14 protein-coding genes are annotated in these 17,397 nt (G+C 65.0%); 4 read left to right on the forward strand and 10 right to left on the reverse strand.

All coding sequences use genetic code 11. The annotated features are described in order from the left end of the window. Positions 1-201: 201 nt before the first annotated feature. Together pcaF and H7225_RS16555 are read right to left on the reverse strand one after the other, a co-directional pair. The gene (gene pcaF / locus H7225_RS16550; protein WP_290663805.1) at positions 202-1,407 is read right to left on the reverse strand and encodes a 3-oxoadipyl-CoA thiolase; all 1,206 of its coding nucleotides are present in this window, start codon (positions 1,405-1,407) and stop codon (positions 202-204) included. Between the two features lie 18 nt (positions 1,408-1,425). Next, positions 1,426-1,896: an AtaL-like protein gene (locus H7225_RS16555; protein ID WP_290663807.1), complete on the reverse strand. Its 471-nt coding sequence runs from the start codon at positions 1,894-1,896 to the stop codon at positions 1,426-1,428. Positions 1,897-2,089: 193 nt separating this feature from the next. On the opposite strand from H7225_RS16555, the gene bioB reads away from it, so the two are divergent. Together bioB and H7225_RS16565 are read left to right on the forward strand one after the other, a co-directional pair. Further along, entirely contained in the window at positions 2,090-3,184 is a 1,095-nt protein-coding gene (bioB, locus tag H7225_RS16560) for a biotin synthase BioB (RefSeq protein WP_290663809.1), read from the forward strand. A 171-nt stretch (positions 3,185-3,355) separates the two neighbouring features. Further along, positions 3,356-6,109, forward strand: a complete 2,754-nt coding sequence (locus H7225_RS16565; RefSeq protein WP_290663811.1) for a PAS domain S-box protein — start codon at positions 3,356-3,358, stop codon at positions 6,107-6,109. A 73-nt stretch (positions 6,110-6,182) separates the two neighbouring features. Here H7225_RS16565 and H7225_RS16570 read toward each other — a convergent pair whose 3' ends face one another. After that, positions 6,183-6,674 (reverse strand): DUF4442 domain-containing protein, encoded by a 492-nt coding sequence (locus tag H7225_RS16570; RefSeq protein WP_290663813.1) that lies wholly within the window; start codon positions 6,672-6,674, stop codon positions 6,183-6,185. Positions 6,675-6,852: 178 nt separating this feature from the next. On the opposite strand from H7225_RS16570, the gene H7225_RS16575 reads away from it, so the two are divergent. Beyond that, complete coding sequence (locus tag H7225_RS16575; protein ID WP_290663815.1) at positions 6,853-7,515, forward strand: sigma-70 family RNA polymerase sigma factor; 663 nt, start codon at positions 6,853-6,855, stop codon at positions 7,513-7,515. Between the two features lie 60 nt (positions 7,516-7,575). After that, positions 7,576-8,406 (forward strand): alpha/beta hydrolase, encoded by an 831-nt coding sequence (locus H7225_RS16580; RefSeq protein ID WP_290663817.1) that lies wholly within the window; start codon positions 7,576-7,578, stop codon positions 8,404-8,406. Between the two features lie 247 nt (positions 8,407-8,653). Here H7225_RS16580 and H7225_RS16585 read toward each other — a convergent pair whose 3' ends face one another. The 7 genes from H7225_RS16585 to H7225_RS16615 form a co-directional block, all read right to left on the reverse strand. Then, positions 8,654-10,120, reverse strand: coding sequence for a DUF1501 domain-containing protein (locus tag H7225_RS16585; protein WP_290663819.1), 1,467 nt, complete (start codon positions 10,118-10,120; stop codon positions 8,654-8,656). Between the two features lie 11 nt (positions 10,121-10,131). Continuing rightward, entirely contained in the window at positions 10,132-11,862 is a 1,731-nt protein-coding gene (locus H7225_RS16590) for a DUF1800 domain-containing protein (RefSeq protein WP_290663821.1), read from the reverse strand. Between the two features lie 81 nt (positions 11,863-11,943). Next, on the reverse strand, positions 11,944-15,246 hold the full coding sequence (locus tag H7225_RS16595; RefSeq protein ID WP_290663823.1) for a carboxyl transferase domain-containing protein: 3,303 nt from the start codon (positions 15,244-15,246) through the stop codon (positions 11,944-11,946). A gap of 52 nt (positions 15,247-15,298) precedes the next feature. Next, positions 15,299-15,568: a DUF1488 family protein gene (locus H7225_RS16600; RefSeq protein ID WP_290663825.1), complete on the reverse strand. Its 270-nt coding sequence runs from the start codon at positions 15,566-15,568 to the stop codon at positions 15,299-15,301. Between the two features lie 80 nt (positions 15,569-15,648). Beyond that, positions 15,649-16,017, reverse strand: coding sequence for a hypothetical protein (locus tag H7225_RS16605; protein WP_290663827.1), 369 nt, complete (start codon positions 16,015-16,017; stop codon positions 15,649-15,651). A gap of 14 nt (positions 16,018-16,031) precedes the next feature. Beyond that, positions 16,032-16,862 (reverse strand): hypothetical protein, encoded by an 831-nt coding sequence (locus H7225_RS16610; protein ID WP_290663829.1) that lies wholly within the window; start codon positions 16,860-16,862, stop codon positions 16,032-16,034. 87 nt (positions 16,863-16,949) lie between these two features. Further along, positions 16,950-17,397: hypothetical protein (locus H7225_RS16615; protein WP_290663831.1), on the reverse strand; the 448-nt coding region annotated here is incomplete at its 5' end.

Here is a 17,397-nt window from a genome sequence, read left to right on the forward strand (position 1 = left end):
CGCCAACCAGCCCGCCGCGCTGTGCGTGGTCAGGGGCATGGGCGAGCACCATGACGACATGGCGCAGACCCTTGAGGCCCTGCGCCATGCCGTGACGGCGGGGCAGCTTGAGGCCCAGGAGCGCATCCCTGCGCCCCTGCCTCACCCCGTGCTTTAAGCACGGCGGCGGCGCCCAGGTAAGCGTCGATGGCTGAGCTTCACTCAGACCCGCTCCAGCACCACCGCGATGCCCTGCCCCACACCAATGCACATGGTGACCAGGGCATAACGTCCGCCAATGCGGTGCAGCTGGTTCACCGCCGTCAGCGCCAGCCGCGCACCCGACGCGCCCAGCGGGTGCCCCAGCGCAATGGCGCCGCCATTCGCGTTGACGCGCGGATCAGCATCGTGCAGGCCCCACTGGCGCATCACCGCCAGGCCTTGCGCGGCAAAGGCTTCGTTCAATTCGATCACGTCCATCTGGTCGATCGTCATGCCCAGGCGGGACAGCAGCTTGAGCGAGGCCGGCGCGGGCCCGATGCCCATGATGCGCGGCGGCACACCCGCCACCGCCATGCCCACCACACGCGCCAAAGGCGTCAGGTGGTGCTCGCGCGCGGCCACCTCCGAGGCCACCAGCAAGGCGCAGGCGCCATCGTTGATGCCGGAGGCATTGCCCGCCGTCACCGTGCCATCAGGCGTGACCACGCCCTTGAGCCTGGCCAGCGATTCAAGCGTGGTCTCACGCGGGTGCTCGTCTTTCGACACCACGGTGGCCTCGCCCTTCTTCTGCGCGATGCTGACCGGCGTGATCTCGGTGTCAAAGAAACCTGCGAGTTGCGCCGCCACCGCCTTGCGCTGCGAGGCCAAGGCGAACAAGTCCTGGTCCTCGCGGCTCACGGCGAACTCGCGTGCCACGTTCTCGGCGGTCTCTGGCATCGAATCAATGCCGTACTGGGCCTTCATCAAGGGGTTCACGAAACGCCAGCCGATGGTGGTGTCAAACGTGGCCACGTTGCGGCTGAAGGCGCTGTCGGCCTTGGCCGTCACAAACGGCGCGCGGCTCATGCTTTCAACGCCCCCAGCGATCATCAAATGCGCCTCGCCCGATCGGATGGCACGCGCCGCCGTGCCCAGCGCATCCAGGCCCGAGCCGCACAGGCGGTTGATGGTGGCGCCCGGCACGTCCATGGGCAAGCCCGCCAGCAAGGCGGCCATGCGGGCCACGTTGCGGTTGTCTTCGCCCGCCTGGTTGGCACAGCCGTACAGCACATCGTCGATCAGGGCTGGGTCCAGGCCAGGGTGGCGTGCGAGCAAAGCGCGCAGCGGCACCGCCGCCAGGTCGTCCGCGCGCACCGAAGACAAAGCCCCGCCATGGCGGCCAAAAGGTGTGCGCAGGCCATCGCAGATGAAAGCATCGTGTCGCATGTCGTCAAGTCTCCTGGGCTAAAGGCCTTCGCCCGACAACCACTGGCGCAGCGTGCGCACCATGTCGCGGTCGTTGTGCAGCCAGGCGTTGTGGCGGTAGTCGTTGAAATAAGCCTCTTCGGCCGACAGCTCGCTGACGCTTTCGTACACAAAACGCAGCACCATCTGGCCGGGCTGGGGCTCTTCGATCGTGATGGTCAGGCGGATGGGCGTGGTGTCGCCATGCGGTTCGGGCGTGAATTCAAGCTTTTGGAAAGCGTCGACTTGCACCTCGTCCTTCATCGCGTTGGCGCCGAAACTCACGGTGCGCTGGATCACGCCGGGCTCGACCTCGCGCCAGTCGCAGGTATCCGGCCCCAGGGGAAAGCGCTGCGGCGTCTGCACCCGGGCCATCAGGCCGCGCCAGAGCTGTTCGCGCGTGAACGGCGGCACCACGGTCTGGGCGGCCACGCTGTTGGAATTGATCTCGATCAGGTGTTCAAAAAGCATGGCCTGAGCTTAGCGCAATGGCGATCCGGGGCCTCGAGCTGAGCTGACGCAAAGATCCCTCGCGTCAGCCCCCACCCGTGGCCGCTTTTCTGGGCAGCCCACGGCGGTGGATCGCTAGGCGCTCTCCGGTCGTCTGGCCTACACTGGCGACTGTTTTGACCGTTTCAGCACTGCTTTGTCCGCAGTCCAGCCCATGCCTTCCAGCACACTTACCAGCCCCTCGTCGCCCACCCAGACCCCCAGCCAAACGGTTCAATGGCTGCCCAAGGCCGGGCTCAACGCCCCTGATTGCGGCAGCGACTGCAGCACGCCAGAAGACGACACCCATGTCCGCTGGCCCCGCTCTGACGTGCTGGCGCTGTTCAACCTGCCCTTCAATGACCTGATGTGGCAGGCCCAGCAGGTGCACCGCCAGCATTGGGATGCCAACGAGGTCGAGCACGCCACCTTGCTGTCGGTCAAGACCGGCGGTTGCGAAGAAGACTGCGGCTACTGCCCGCAGGCCGCCCGCTACGACACTGGCGTCAAGGCCAGCAAGCTGATGTCGCCCGAACAGGTGCGCGAAGCCGTGGTGGCCGCCAAGGAAGCCGGCGCCAGCCGCTTCTGCATGGGCGCCGCCTGGCGCGCCCCCAAAGACCGCGACATCGAAAAGGTGGCCGAGCTGATCGGCGTCATCAAGTCCGAAGGGCTGGAAGCCTGCTGCACCCTGGGCATGCTGACCGAACCGCAAGCGCAGTCGCTCAAGAACGCCGGCCTGGATTACTACAACCACAACCTGGACACCGCGCCCGAGTTGTACGGCGACATCATCACCACCCGCGACATGCAGGACCGCCTGGACACCCTCTCGCACGTGCGATCGGCCAGCATCAAGGTGTGCAGCGGCGGCATCGTCGGCATGGGCGAAACGCGCGAAGGCCGCGCCGGCCTGATAGCCCAACTGGCCAACCTGCCCACGCACCCCGAATCGGTGCCCATCAACGACCTGGTGCGCGTGCCCGGCACACCCCTGGCCGACACCCCGCCGCTGGATCCGCTGGAGTTCGTGCGCACCATCGCGGTCGCGCGCATCACCATGCCCACGGCGCGCGTGCGCCTGTCGGCTGGCCGCCAGCAAATGAGCGAAGCGGTGCAGGCCATGTGCTTCCTGGCCGGCGCCAACTCCATCTTCTACGGTGACAAGCTGCTGACCACCGGCAACCCCGATGTCGAACGCGATCGCGCCCTGCTGAGCAAGCTGGGTTTGCGCAGCGGCAAGGCCGTCACGGCGCGCATCGAAGCGGCTTGACGCCACCGGGTGACAGGGCGCCACACTTCGTGCGTAACTCTGACGCACAGCATTAATCGCGGCACCATAATCGCCTGAGCCATCAGGTGGCGCAGGAGGGCATTGATGCCTATTTCCCGTCGGAAGCGATTCAGCCTTCGCGCAACGCCGGGTTGCGCCGTGACCGCGGTCATGCGGTGGTTCACCCCGCAGCATGTGCCGGACGACGCCCAGGCCATCCTGTCCGATGAGCAGCCGCTCAAGGCTTCGGCGGCAAGCCTGCTCTGGGGCCTGACCACCCCCCTGGCAGCCGCCGCCATCCAGTGGACCTTCTGGCCCGCCATCCAGCCCATTGCCCTGCTGCTGTTCTACCCGGCCGTGTTCGCGGCATCGTGGCTGGGCGGCGGGCTGGCGGGCATCGTGTCCACGGTTTTGTCAGCAGGGCTGGCCTGGTCCCTGTTCATGTCGGCGCCCCACACCTCGGTGGTGGCCATTGGCATGTTTTTCGCCATGGGCATCCTGATGAGCGGGGTGATGGCGCGGCTTCGGCAGGCCGAACAGCAAGCCGGCAATGGCCGATTCAAGGCCCTGGTCGAACAATCGCTGGCGGGCATCTACATCGTTCAAGGCGAGCACCTGCGCTACGCCAACCCCGAGTTGGCCCGAATGATGGGCTACGACCACCCCGAGCAGCTCATCAACAAAGTGCCTTGGCGTGATTTGGTGATGCCAAAAGACCAGGCCAGTGTGACCGAGCAATTGCAAAGGCTCGTGGACGGGCTCGACCAGGAAATACGCCATGCCTTTTCCGGGCGCCGCCGTGATGGCAGCCTGGTGCAGCTGGAAGTCCATGGCCGCAGCGTGCCCACCAAAACCGGCACGGTGGTCATCGGCCTGACCCTGGACGTGAGCGAACGACACCGCACCGAAGCGGCCTTGCTGCGCAGCGAGCAACTGCTGCGCGCCGTGATCGACGGCACCACCGACGCCATTTTCGTGAAGGATCAGCAGGGCTGTTACGTGATGGTCAACCAGGCGGCTGCGGCCTTCCTGGGCCTCCCCATCAACAAAATCATCGGACGCACCGACCACGATCTGTTCTCACCCGAGTCCGCCGCGCTGATCCTGGCCGGCGACCAAGAGATCAACAAAAACGGCACCACCGTGACCACCGAAGACCGCCTGATCATGCGCGACGGCCGGCAGCTGACCTTCCTGGTCACCAAGGGCCCGGTGTTCGACGCGCAAGGCCAGATGGCCGGCATGTTCGGCATGGCGCGTGACATCACGGCCAACGTGGCCGCCCAGGAGGCCTTGCGCGACAAGCAGGTGCTGCTGGACCGCATGAGCACCTTGGCCAAAGTGGGGGGGTGGAGCATCGACGTGACCACCATGCGCGGCACCCGCACCGATGGCGCCGCTCGCATCCTGGACCTGGACCCCCGACTGCCCGAGTCGATGTCGATCACGGATGGCCTTCGCTATTTCAAGGGCAGCGCCCACAGCAAAATTTCCGAGACCATGCGCCGGGCCATCGAGCTGGGCGAGCCCTATGCCATGGAGCTGGAACTGGTCAGCGAACAAGGGGTGCGCAAGTGGATTCGCACCCAGGGCGAACCCATCTTGCAGGATGGCAAGGTGGTGCGCATCGAAGGCGCCATCCAGGACATCAGCGAAGTGCAGCAGGCCCGACTGGCCTTGCAGGCCCACCAGGCGCACCTGGAGCAAACCGTGCGGCAGCGCACCGTCGAGCTGGAGACCGCGCGCCAGGAGGCCGAACGCCTGAGCCAGATCAAGAGCGAGTTCCTGGCCAACATGAGCCACGAGATCCGCACTCCGCTCAATGGTGTGCTGGGCCTGGCCCAGATTGGCCACCGGGACCATGGCGGGGCGGCCCACCAGATCTTTGCCCAAATCCTGGATTCAGGGCGGCTGCTGCTGGGCATCATCAACGACATCCTCGATTTCTCGAAGATCGAGGCGGGCAAGCTGCACATCGAGACGCTGCCGGTCAATCTGCAAGCGCTGCTGGCCCGCGCCACCGCGCAATTCCAGGAGCGCGCGCAGGCCAAAGGCATCGGTTTGCGCACCCAGCTGAGCCCCGAGCTGCCCGCGATGTGTGACAGCGACCCTTTGCGGCTGGAGCAGATCCTGTTGAACCTGCTGTCCAACGCGGTCAAGTTCACAGTGCACGGCGAGGTGAGCGTGTCGGCGTCAGCCCGCGATGGGCAACTGGTGCTGACCGTGACCGACACGGGCATCGGCATGAGTGCCCAGCAGTTGAGCGGGTTGTTCCGCCCCTTCGAGCAGGCCGATGGCTCCACCACGCGCCGGTACGGTGGCACCGGGCTGGGCCTGTCGATCACCAAGCGGCTGGTGGAGATGCTGGACGGTGAAGTCCATGTGCACAGCGAACTCGGGCAAGGCACGCGGTTCGAGGTGGTGCTGCCGCTGTCCAGCACGCCACAGGCTGAACTGCGCACGGTGCCGGCCGGCGAGGCCGAGCCCATCAACGACGAGGCGGCCGCGGCGCCGCAGGTCGGACAACGCCTGGCGGGCTTGCGCGTGTTGGCGGCCGAAGACAACCAGGTCAACCAGTGGGTGCTGAGCGAGCTGCTGCAGATCGAAGGGGCGCTGGTCACGATGGTCGACAGCGGCCAGGACGCTTTGGCCTGCCTGACACTGAATGGCCCGCAGGCCTTTGACGTGGTGCTGATGGACATCCAGATGCCCGGCATGGATGGTCACGAGACCACGCGCCGCATCAAGGCGATGGCGCCTGGCCTGCCGGTGATCGGCCAGACCGCGCACGCCATGGCGGAAGAGCGCAGCAAATGCCTGGCGGCGGGGATGGTGGACCTGGTGGTCAAGCCGATCAACCTGGATGAGCTGGTGCAGACGGTGAGCCGCCATGCCAGGGCGAAACGCACGGCGGATGTGGGCTGAACATCGGGGCTGGGCACGGTGCGTTTGCTTTGTCTTGGGAGCGCGGGGCAACACCCTAAGCGCGCCTGAATGATCAGCGCTTCTTGGGCACCCAGGCCCACACCATTTCGCACTGAATGGGCTCGCCCCCCGACTCGTCGGTGATGCTGACCGGCACCGTGACCTCGCCCTTCTCTTGCGTGCGGATCTGGTGAATCTGATCGGGCCGCAGCTGGGCCACGGCTTTCATGTCGCCCTGCGCGCGCTTGAGGTAGTCCACCTTCAAGGTCTTGATCAGGGGCAGCTTGTCGTCGGGCACGTTCATGCCCACGCAAAAACCGGTGGCCGTTTCGGCCAACAAGGCCATGGCCGCCGCGTGCACGCCCTTGATGTGGTTCTGCACCTTGCGCCGGTTTCGGAGGGTGACCACCACGCGCTCGTTCGAGATCTCCTCGAAGCGCAGGCTGGCCGATCCGACCATGGGGACCACATTGCCGAGCATGAAGCTGGTCAGCCAGGGGCGCAAGCTGGCCGGCAGCCTCTGAAAACGAGCGATGTTGCGGCTGAGTTGATTGGGTTTGCCCATGCGAGTTTCATGCATCCGAAAAGAGTTTTTGCAGTAAAAAAAACCGCCCCATCGCCTTTGATACTTGGCAGGCGCATCGATAGCGCAGCCCAACTCCTGCGCGTGTTGACTGGGCAGCGACAGGCACACGGTTTGCCAGGAAGTATTTGTCAAATCTGGCAAAACACCTGGGCTTGTCATGAACACCTTGATTTCAGCCGGTACGGCGCCATTGATCCGCTCCAGCTTCATGGAAGATACACCGGCTGCACAGGCCGGCGAGCCCACCAACGGCAACAGCGATGCGGAGTTGCTCGCGTTGCTGGGGGCAGTTCGGCAAGGGTGCACCGTGTCGTTCGAGCGGCTGTACATGCTCACCAGCAAACGTCTCTTCGCCGCGATTCTTCAAATCAGCAGAAACAGTGCCGATGCCGAAGAGGTGCTGCAAGAGGTTTACGTCAAAGTCTGGCACAACTGCGCCCAGTTTGACGACACCAAAGGGCGGGCCAGGCACTGGCTGACGGGCATTGCACGTCACGCAGCGATTGATCATTGGCGTCGGTGCGGCACGCGACTGGAGGGTCGCCATCGGCACTCTGTGGAAGGCATAGATCCCTTTGAGAATTTACCCAGCCATCGGCCTCAGGCGCTTGAGAACCTGATCGGCCAATGCAGAAATGTTGCACTCGCCAAGTGCCTGTCCTCGTTGGCGGCCAAGCCACGCGAAAGCTTGACGCTGGCCTTCTATGAAGGTCTGAGCCACGGCGAAATTGCAAACCGCATGGGGCACCCCATCGGCACCGTCAAGAGTTGGATCAGGCGATCGCTGGCCTCCATGCGGCACGACTTGATGGACCACTAGCGCCACCTCACCACTCACCACTGTTTGTTAACGCCCCCGCAAAAAACCGAGGAACTTGCCATGCTTTACATCACCACCCGAGACAAAACCAATCTGTACATCAAAGATTGGGGCACGGGCACGCCCGTGGTTCTGCTTCACGGCTGGCCACTGTCGTCTGACAGTTGGGATGACCAGGCCATGGCCATCGCCCAAGCGGGATACCGCGTGATCTCGTACGATCGGCGCGGTTTTGGCCGCTCGTCGCAGCCCTGGAGTGGCTACGACTACGACACCTTGTCCGACGATCTGGCCTCGGTCATTGAGCACACTGGCGCCGACAATGTGATTTTGGTGGGCTTTTCGATGGGCGGGGGCGAGGTGGCCCGCTACATGTCCCGCCACGCCGGCAAATCGGTGGCCAAAGCGGTGTTGGTGTCTTCGGTTGTGCCCTTCATGCTGAAAACAGCCGACAACCCCGAGGGCACCGACGCTGAAGTCTTCGACAAAATGACGCAGGGCATGAAGGCCGACCGCGCCAAGTTCTTTGCCGGGTTTTTCAAGGATTTTTTCGGGGTCAGTTTGATCTCGCACAGCGTCAGCGAGGAGCTGCTGGACTGGGCCAGAAGCGTGGCGATGCAAGCCAGCCTGAAGGCCACCCTCGACTGCGCCAAATCGTTCGCGACCACGGATTTCCGCAAAGACTTGCCGGCCTTCAAGGTGCCGACACTGATCATTCACGGCACCGACGACAAGACGGTACCCATCAACGCATCAGGCAGGGCCGCCGCCAAGCAAATTGCACACGCCACACTGCTGGAATACGAGGGCGCCCCGCACGGCCTGTTTGCGACCGAGAAAGAGCGGCTGACCAAAGATCTGCTGGCTTTTTTCTCGGCGCCAAAAACCTAAGCAGCCATCAATGACGACAGGGTGCCCGCGTTGAAGGCACCCAGCCCGGGATTGATCGCGTTAAGGTCAACCGGTGGAACGCCCATCCAACGCCCCAATGACCCGGCCAGGTGGTGCCCACCCTCAGCAGTGGTCCGGGCCGTCGCCACAGCCGGTCGGCACCTTGGCCAGGCCGGTCGGGGTGGTGTTGTCGCAGGTGTCGAGCGGCTTTGCCCCGAATCAGGGCACGCCTGGATGAGGGCTTTGATCAGGCCTTGAACAAGCCCGACAAGTTGTTTGACGATGACGAAAACTGGTGGCGATGCGGCGCGACCAAGTCGAGCTGCGCCGCGTTGGTGACTTCCATCCACCGGGCCAAGGCCTCGGCCAACTGGTCAACGGCCAAGGTGGGCAGCAGGCGGCCCTGGCCGATGTTGTGGGCACCTGTGTCATGGCCCTGCGCATCGTGGCCCACATCGGGCAACTCGCCAAAGTAGCGCCCGCCGTTCACGGCGCCGCCCATGACGAAGTGGTAACTACCCCAACCATGGTCCGAGCCATTGCCATTGGAGGCCATGGTTCGGCCAAAGTCGCTGGCCGTGAAGGTGGTGACCTGGTCGCGCAAGGGGCCCAAATCCTGGTCGAACTGGCTCAAGGCCTGGGCCACCTGCGCCAACTTGGCCGGGTGGTCAGTGACGAGGTTGTCGTGGTGGTCAAATCCGGCCAGGGCCACAAAGAAGACCTGGCGCTTGACCTTGATGTTGGCGTTGTCGCGCGCGGCAATGATGCGGGCCACGGTGTTGAGCTGAACCGCCAGTGGGTTGGCCGCCAAAGGCGACGCACTGGCCGAGCCATCGGCCGGAAAGATCGGCGCGGGCGAGACGCTGACAAGCGCGCCCAGCAAGTTCGTGTTGGTGCCGATGGCGCGGCTCATGATCTTGGAGTGCTCCTTGCTCATGCGGTGCGCGGCCGGGTCTTGCGTGGTGGCCAGGGCCTGGAAGGCTTCGCTGCATTTGGTCGAATTGAACAAGGCGCTCGCTTGCAAGGCCTTCAAAGGCGCGGGCCCTTTGGAATTGACCATGAACTGCGCGACCGTGTTGCCCGCCAGGTAGACGGCATTGCCCGCCAGATTGATGCAGGTCAGCGCCGATGACGCGTTGAGCGACTCGTAAAAGGCATCGCCAATCACCCCGCCCCAGCCGGTGATCTCGCCCTCGCCACCATAAGACTGCCAAACCGACTGCTGGTCGTTGTGGGAGAACAGCTTGGGGGGCAGGACCGCATCGCCCGTGCCCAGAAAGGCGCTTTGAAACTGCGCCAAGGTGGTGGGCTGAACCAGCGGCCCGATGTTGAGCAGCACCGCCATGCGCTGCGCATCAAACAAGGGCTTGAGCGCCGCCAAGTTGGGCGCCAAAGCCATCTGCTGGTTCTGCGCGCTGCCCAGCCTGGGCGCCAAGGTGGTGGCCGCCAGCGATGACAGGGGCAAGGCCAAGGCGCCGCGCATGCGCGCGTACATGGCGTGGCCCTCGGCATCCACCGGGATCAAGGTGTTGGCGTGGTCGTTGCCGCCTTGCAGGAACACGCAGACCAGGGCTTTGTAGTCAGATCCGGCTTCGGCGGCGGCCGCTTCGGCCATGGCAGCCAGGTTCATGGCCCAGGGTGCCACCAATCCGGCCACGCCCAGCGTGCCGCTTTGGCGCAGGAAGGCACGGCGGGTTAATCCATTCAATGTCATCGTGCGCTCTTTCAGCGTTGGACCAGGTAGTCCGGCGAAGTCATGGCCAGGAAGAAGGCGACCCGGGTGCGGTTGTAGCGAAGCTCGGCATCGTTCGGCGGATTCAGGTCCTTGATGGCTTCCACGATGAGGTCCACGGTGCTACTGATCAAGGCATGGCCAGTCAGCAGCCAATTGATGCCATCCACCAAACGGGCGGGGTCATCGGCCAAGTCCTCCCAGGCGCGGTAGTCCACGGCCAGGCCACTGCCCGGATCGCCCTCCGGGATCACCGACAGCATGAAGTTGGCATAGCCCACCACGGTCGATTCATCGGTGATCTGAAACTCGGGGGCCACGAAATGGTCGGCGCTCAAGCCACTGTTGAGCGGCACATACCCAGGCCTGAAAAAATTGAACACCGAGGGTGAGCGCAGCGGGCTTTGCGCGAGCTTGTCGGTGTACGACAGGTCGCCCACATCCCAGCGGTTGTTGGTGGAGCTGATGTTGACCAGGCGGCCCCATTGGACCAGGCGCAAGATGGGTTCGCGCAGCTTGCAGCGGCGCAAGGCCGCGTCGCCCACCAACACATCGCGCGCCAAGGGGTGCATCAAGACCGCGCGGATCACTGCTTTCATGTCGCCGCGCACACCATCGGCGTTGCTGTTGAACACGCTGGCCACATGAGCGACGTGGTCGGGCTCGGGGTTGCTGGAGATCAGGCGCTGGATCAATTGCCTGGCGATGAAGGGGCCGACGTTGTCGTGGTTATAGACGGCATCCAGCGCCAGCTTCAAGTCTTGCGCGCCGCCCAGTCCGGCCTCGATCGTGGTACCCAGGAAGGTCTTGGCGTCGTCGGCGTGCAGGCCGGGAATCAGCTTCATCGGGCGGCGGGTGTACTCGGCATCGGTGTCCAGGTTGTAGCCAAAGGCATCCAGGTTGCTAACGTCGAAGTCCCAGCCGGTGAAGACCTTGGCCAGGCCGGTGATGTCCTGGTTGGTGTAGGTCTCGACCTGCTTGCCATTGACCAACACCGGCGTGCCATTGTGCTGAAGCTGGACCAGGCCGATGGTGAACAGTTGCAGCAACTCGCGCGCGTAGTTTTCGTCGGGCTGGCGGCCAGACACCTCGTCGGCCTTTTGGCTGGCGCGCATGCTGAGGTACACGCCCATGGCGGGTGACAAGGTGATGTGCTCGATCAGGTCGCGGAAGTTGCCGAAGCAGTGTTGTTCAAGCAGATCCCAGTAGGCCAGACCGCAGAACTGCCCCCAAGGCACAGGCATATTGCGTTGTGAAACCACGAAGAGCTCAGACAAGGCCAACACGGTGCGCTGGCGCAAGACGTCATGGGCTTTGAACAGGCGGAACCACAGGCTGTTGTCCAGGCCAGTGTCGTCGTCCTGGTATTGAAACTGCTCGTTCTCGATGGCGTCCGCCACGCCCAAGTCTTTGGCCATGTCGAAGACGGACCGGTCAATGGGCAGGGCGAACTGCTGATCCAGCCAGGCGTCGTAGCTGGGCAAGGCCAGCAGGGCGCCAATGCTGTCGGGCGTGGCGCCCAGGCCCGCCTGCGCCAGAAAGCGCGCGGCGGCATCGGCCTTGGGCAAAGGTGTGGGGTTGCCGCCCTGGATTTGCGCGTCTGTGGCTTTGGCGCCGCCGCCACAGGCGGCCAATGCCGCGCTGGTCAACAGGGCTGACCCCAGGGCCAAAGGCCTTGCCAACGGCTCAGTGCCGACCGATTCTTCTGCCCTGCGCGCTGTCATTCAATCACCCTTGTCTTCATGCCCGACTTTAGTCGAAGCCATTTAACGACTCACTGAAAACTCGCCCCCCCTGAACCGGGGTCACCAGGCGTCCACAAAAGGACGCTTGCGCGTGGAGCGCGGGGCGGGCTTCGGCATGGCCGCCAGGCCGCACGCCAACCAGCGGCGCGTGTCAGCCGGGTCGATCACATCGTCCAGTTCCAGGTGGCTGGCCATGTTCAGGCCCTTGCCGCGCTGGTAGGCAGTGGCCACCAACTGGTCAAAGGCCTGCTGCCTTTGGGCCGCGTCTTCGATGCTGGCCAGTTGCTTGCCAAAGCCCAAATGCACGGCACCTTCAATGCCCATGGGCCCGAACTCGCCGGTCGGCCAGGACACGGTGAAATCGGGGGCCAGCAAGCTGCCCGCCGTCATGGCCTGCGCGCCCAGGCCGTAGCCCTTGCGCAAGACCACGGTGAAGTAAGGCACGGTCGTGCTGGCCGCCGTCAGGAACATGCGCGAGAAGTGCCGCACCGTGGCAGTTTGCTCCGCATCGGGGCCGACCATGAAACCAGGTGTATCGCACAGCGAGACCATGGGCAGGTCAAAGGCATCGCACAACTGCATGAAGCGCGCGGCTTTGTCGGCCCCGTTGGCATCGATGGCGCCGCCCAGGTGGCGCGGATCGTTGGCGATCACCCCCAGGGGCCGACCTTCCACGCGTACCAGCGCAGTGATCATGCCGGGCGCGAAATCGCGGCGCAGCTCCAGCACCGAATCGGTGTCAAACAAGGTGTGGATGGCCGCGCGCATGTCGTAGACGCGGGTGCGTTTTTCAGGGACCACGTGGCGCAACTGGCGCTGGTCGGCACACTGCCAGCCGGTGGTCGTACCTTGAAAGTACGACAGGTATTGCTGGGCCACGCGCACGGCGTGGGCCTCGTCGTCCACCACCACATCGATCACGCCATTGGGTGCCTGCATGCTGACGGGGCCGACCTCTTCGGGCGTGAACTTGCCCAGGCCACCGCCTTCGATCATGGCGGGGCCGGCCATGCCGATGCTGGTGTCCTTCGTGGCGATGATGACGTCGCAGCACCCGGCCAGCGAGGCATTGCCCGCGAAGCAGCGGCCGTTGACGATGGCCACCAATGGCACCAGGCCGCTCAGGCGCGCCAGGCCCAGGAAGGTCATGTTGTCGAGCAGGCTGACGCCGGGGTAGTCGTCGTTGGGCCGTCCACCACCGCCTTCGGCCCACAGCACCAGCGGCAACTGGCGCTGCAAGGCCAGGTGCAGCATGCGGTCGGTCTTCTTGTGGTTGATGACGCCCTGCGTGCCCGCGAACACGGTGTAGTCGTAGGCCAGCACCATGCAGCGCGCGGCCTGCTCGCCAAACTGCGCGGCGTTGACGGTGCCCAGGCCGGCGATCAGGCCATCGGCGGGGCTGCGTGCGATCAGCTCGGGCTCTTTCAAGCGGATACGTTGCGAGGCCAGGGCCAGGGCGCCGTATTCCAGGAAGCTGCCCGCATCGAGGAAGTCGTCGACGTTTTCGCGGGCGGTGCGGTGGCCCTTGGTGTGGCGCTTGGCGACGGCCTCGGGGCGCCGGGCGTCACGTGTCACAGCGTGGCGCTCAATCACTTCGGCCAGGTCGGGGCGGATGTGGTCCATGTCATGCGCCTGGTCGGTGCTGGGGTGGGGCTGGCCATCGTCACCGGCGGGATCCAGCGCGATCAGGGCCTGGCCTTCGCTGACCACGTGGCCCACTTCGGCCAGCACGGCCTCGACCCGACCACCTTGCGTGGCGATGATCTCGAACTCCATCTTCATGGCCTCGATCACGGCCACGCGCTGGCCAGCGCGCACGGTGTCGCCTGGGTGGACTTGAATGCTCACGAGCGAACCGGGCACGCTGGCGGTCACGACGACGCAGCCTTCGGCGACGCCTGCCAGCTTGAAGGTGGGTGCCGCGTGCTGAGCGGCATGTGCCAGCTCGCGCGGCCGTGGCTGCCCAGGCGCCGCCGCGAGCAACGCGGCCACGTGCAGTTGCAGCCAGCGCGTGCTGACCTGGTAGTCCGACAGATCCGGATGGGCCAGCAGGGCCTGCAGAAAGGCCATGTTGCTGTCGACCCCCTCCAGCCTGAATTCGGCCAGCGCCCGCCGGGTGCGCTGCAAGGCCGCGCCGAACCCAGCCGGGTGGTGCACGATGACCTTGGCCAGCAGCGTGTCAAAGCCGGGATGTGGCTGCATGCCGATGTGGCCATGGCCGTCGACGCGGATGCCCGGCCCGCTGGGCGGTTCGTAAGCCCGCACGGTGCCGCCCGCAGGCAAAGCGCGGCCATCCGGCCCCATGCGCTCCACGTTCACGCGCACCTGGATGGCCGTGCCGCGTGGCGCCGCGATGTCGGCCTGTGTGGCTTGCACATCGGCCAGGCTCGCGCCCTGTGACAAGCGCAGTTGCAGTTGAACCAGGTCCAGACCGGTCACGGCCTCGGTCACCGTGTGCTCGACCTGCAAACGCGGGTTGGCCTCCATGAAGAAGTGGCGACCGGGGTGGTCCAGGTCCACCAGGAACTCGAAGGTGCACAGGCCGCGAAGCTTCACGGCCTGCGCCAGCTTGAGGGCGTCGTCCAGCAGGTGCTGGCGCAAGGCCGGATCCAGATCAGGCGCGGGCGCGATCTCGACCAGCTTCTGGTGATTGCGCTGCACGGTGCAGTCGCGCTCCCAGGCGTGGCTGACGGCGCCGCTGCCATCGCCCAAAACCTGTACCTCGGTGTGGCGCGCGCGGCGCACCAGTTGCTCCACGTAGACATCGCCACGGCCGAACGCAGCCAGGGCTTCGGACTGGCAACTCGCGTGGCTGCGGGCGATGTCTTGCTCGGCCTCGACCACGCGCATGCCACGGCCGCCGCCACCGGCCAGGGCCTTGATCATCATGGCGCCGCCCGCGCCCAGTTGCTTGAAGAAGGTGTGGGCCTCTGCCGGGCTGACAGCGTGGTCGATGCCATCGGTCACCGGCACGCCGCAGCGTCGCGCCAGGGCACGGGCCTGCGCCTTGTCGCCCAGCAGGTCGAGCACCTCGGGCGCGGGGCCCACGAAGGTCAGACCGGCCGCCGCACAAGCGCGGGCAAAGTCGGCGTTTTCGCTCAGCAGTCCATAGCCTGGGTGCACGTGGGTGCAACCTTCGGCCTGCGCCGCCGCCACCACGTGGCCGATGTTCAGGTAGGCCGACACGCCTTTGCCGGGCAAGACCTGCCGCGCATCGGTGTGGAAGGCATGCTGGGCCGACTGGTCGTCTTCAGCCACCAGGCCCACGGTGCGCCAACCCAACTCATGCGCGGCGCGGGCGATGCGGATGGCGATCTCGCCACGGTTGGCGATCAAGAGGACCGGTTGAACGGTTGAAGGCATGGCGCTGGAGTAGGAAGTGGCCGGAGAACCGGCGAACCCAGCATCCTAGCGGCTAGGCCTTGGGCACCACCACCGGCCGCAAGTCAAACTCGCGCAACATAACCGGCTCGATCGAGCCTTGCGCCACCCGACGCCGCACTATCTCGTCAATCTCCACCGAGTGGCTTTTGTAGGTTTCCAGGGGGTCTTCACCACGACCATCGGGTCGGTAGCGGTAATGCAAGGCTTCGCGACTGACCGTGGCGCCCACCAGGGCATCGTTCACCAAAACCCAGAACCTGACGGCCCCGGTCGCTTCGTGGAAAAAAGGGATCTGCGACATGGGGACTCCAAAAGGTGAAGTGCGAGTATCCGCCTAACCGGGCACAGAACTGACGCCGGGATGGTCAGTTTTGAGCTGGTTCAGCCCAGCTCAAAACGCTGCCTGAACGCCAGGCAAAAATCAGGCAGGCCGCTGATGGACAAGGTGATGGTGTGGCGAGGGATGCCCGGTGGATCGGGCATCACCACCAACAAACCGCTGCGTTCATCAAACACGATGGATTCGCTGGCCGAATGCTCCTGCTGGCCTTGCAGGTCGTGGTCCCACTCAAAGCCTTCGCTCAATGGGCCGTGGCTGTCAGGAAAATGCTCGAAAGCCCAGGCCAGTACCTGCACAATTTCGGCATGAACGGCGGGCACCTGCCCGGGCCCGACCGAGGCCATGGCCTCGAAGGTGCCGATGCCTTGCGTGTCCTCGCTGTGGTCAAAATCCAGGTAGTTCAAGGGCATGGGGTGATGATGGCTCAAGCCATCAGTTCAGCCACCTGGGCCTTGAGCATGGCGTTCTCAGCGGTGAGCTGGGCCACGGTTTTCTTCAAACGGGCGATCACCGTGCCGGGGGATTCCGACTCGCCACCTTCATCGGCTGTGGCACTGGCCTCGGCAGGCGCATTCGCGGCCCGCGCCTGCGCCTTGGCTTCGCGCACTTGCCGCGCCGCCTGACGCAACTCCTTCTTGCCGCCCGCCACCGCCGCCACTTGCTCGTCCACCGACAGCGAGGCCACCGCCGCTGCCGCGTTGATGGAGATGTCGCCCGCCTTCACGGCCGCGACCAGTTCGGGCGTGGCCTCTTTCTGGATCTTTTCGATCTGGCTGACGGTGCTGCTGCTGATGCGCGCGGCCTTGGCGATGGACTCTCGGGTCGGCAGGGGATCAACCTCCCAGGGTGGGGTCGAGGTGGCCCCGGCCGGATCACCACTGGCGCACGCATCGGCCTGCGGCACGGGCGCAGCGGCCTTGTGGGCTTGCACACGCGCGCTCATGATGTCTTTCTTGCGCAAGGCCAGCACGCCGCGCTGGAAGTCGGACACGCTGCGCCGGCCCAAGTGCTGATCAATCATCCACAGGTGCACGTCGTCCATCGACTTGAAGCTCGCGTTCTGCACGGTGTTGAAGGGGATGCTGTGCTTCTGGCAAATGCCATGGCGGTTGTGGCCATCAACCAGCACCTCGCCCCACAACACCAGCGCATCGCGGCAACCCTCGGCCAGGATGCTGCGCTCCAGGGCGCCGTGCTCGTCAGGGGTGAGCGGGTCGATGTAGGCGCGCAGTTCTTCTTGGACGGTGATATTCATCGGGACGGGGTGATATTTTGGGGACGAGGGGGAGCCATTTTAGGAGGTGTTGGGCTGGGGCGCGCTCCCGGAATGACGATGCCCCGCTCACACGAACACGCGTCCGGTCGGCGTGTTCCGGTATCTGCGTTGACTGGGCAGATTGTCGGCCAGCCGCGCGGCGGCTGTCGGCTCCTCCGCTCTGACGTACCGATCGCGGTAGAAATATCGCTCCGCCGCCCCGATCTCGACGAGCTCATACTTCGCAATCCGGAGAAGCCCGGCCGCCTGCAGCCGACCGAACTGGTCGGGTGAAAGCTCGAACCGCAGCAGCGGAGAGACTGCCGCCGCCAGATCGTTGGCCAGCGAGCTTCCCTCGTACGCGGCAACGGCCGTGGCGACGATCGTCTGCTTCCGCGCCGCGACCTCCGCCTCGACCTGCTCGTCGGTCGGGATGATCCCCTGCTCGTCGAATTCGTCGCGGACCTCGGTCCGGATGATCGAGTCCTGCGCTTGCGCTGCCGCTTCAGCCGTCGCTGCGACCTCACCGACCAAC

Origin of the sequence: Aquabacterium sp. (assembly GCF_014378415.1) — a bacterium.
In the GTDB taxonomy this organism is placed as follows: domain Bacteria; phylum Pseudomonadota; class Gammaproteobacteria; order Burkholderiales; family Burkholderiaceae_C; genus Aquabacterium.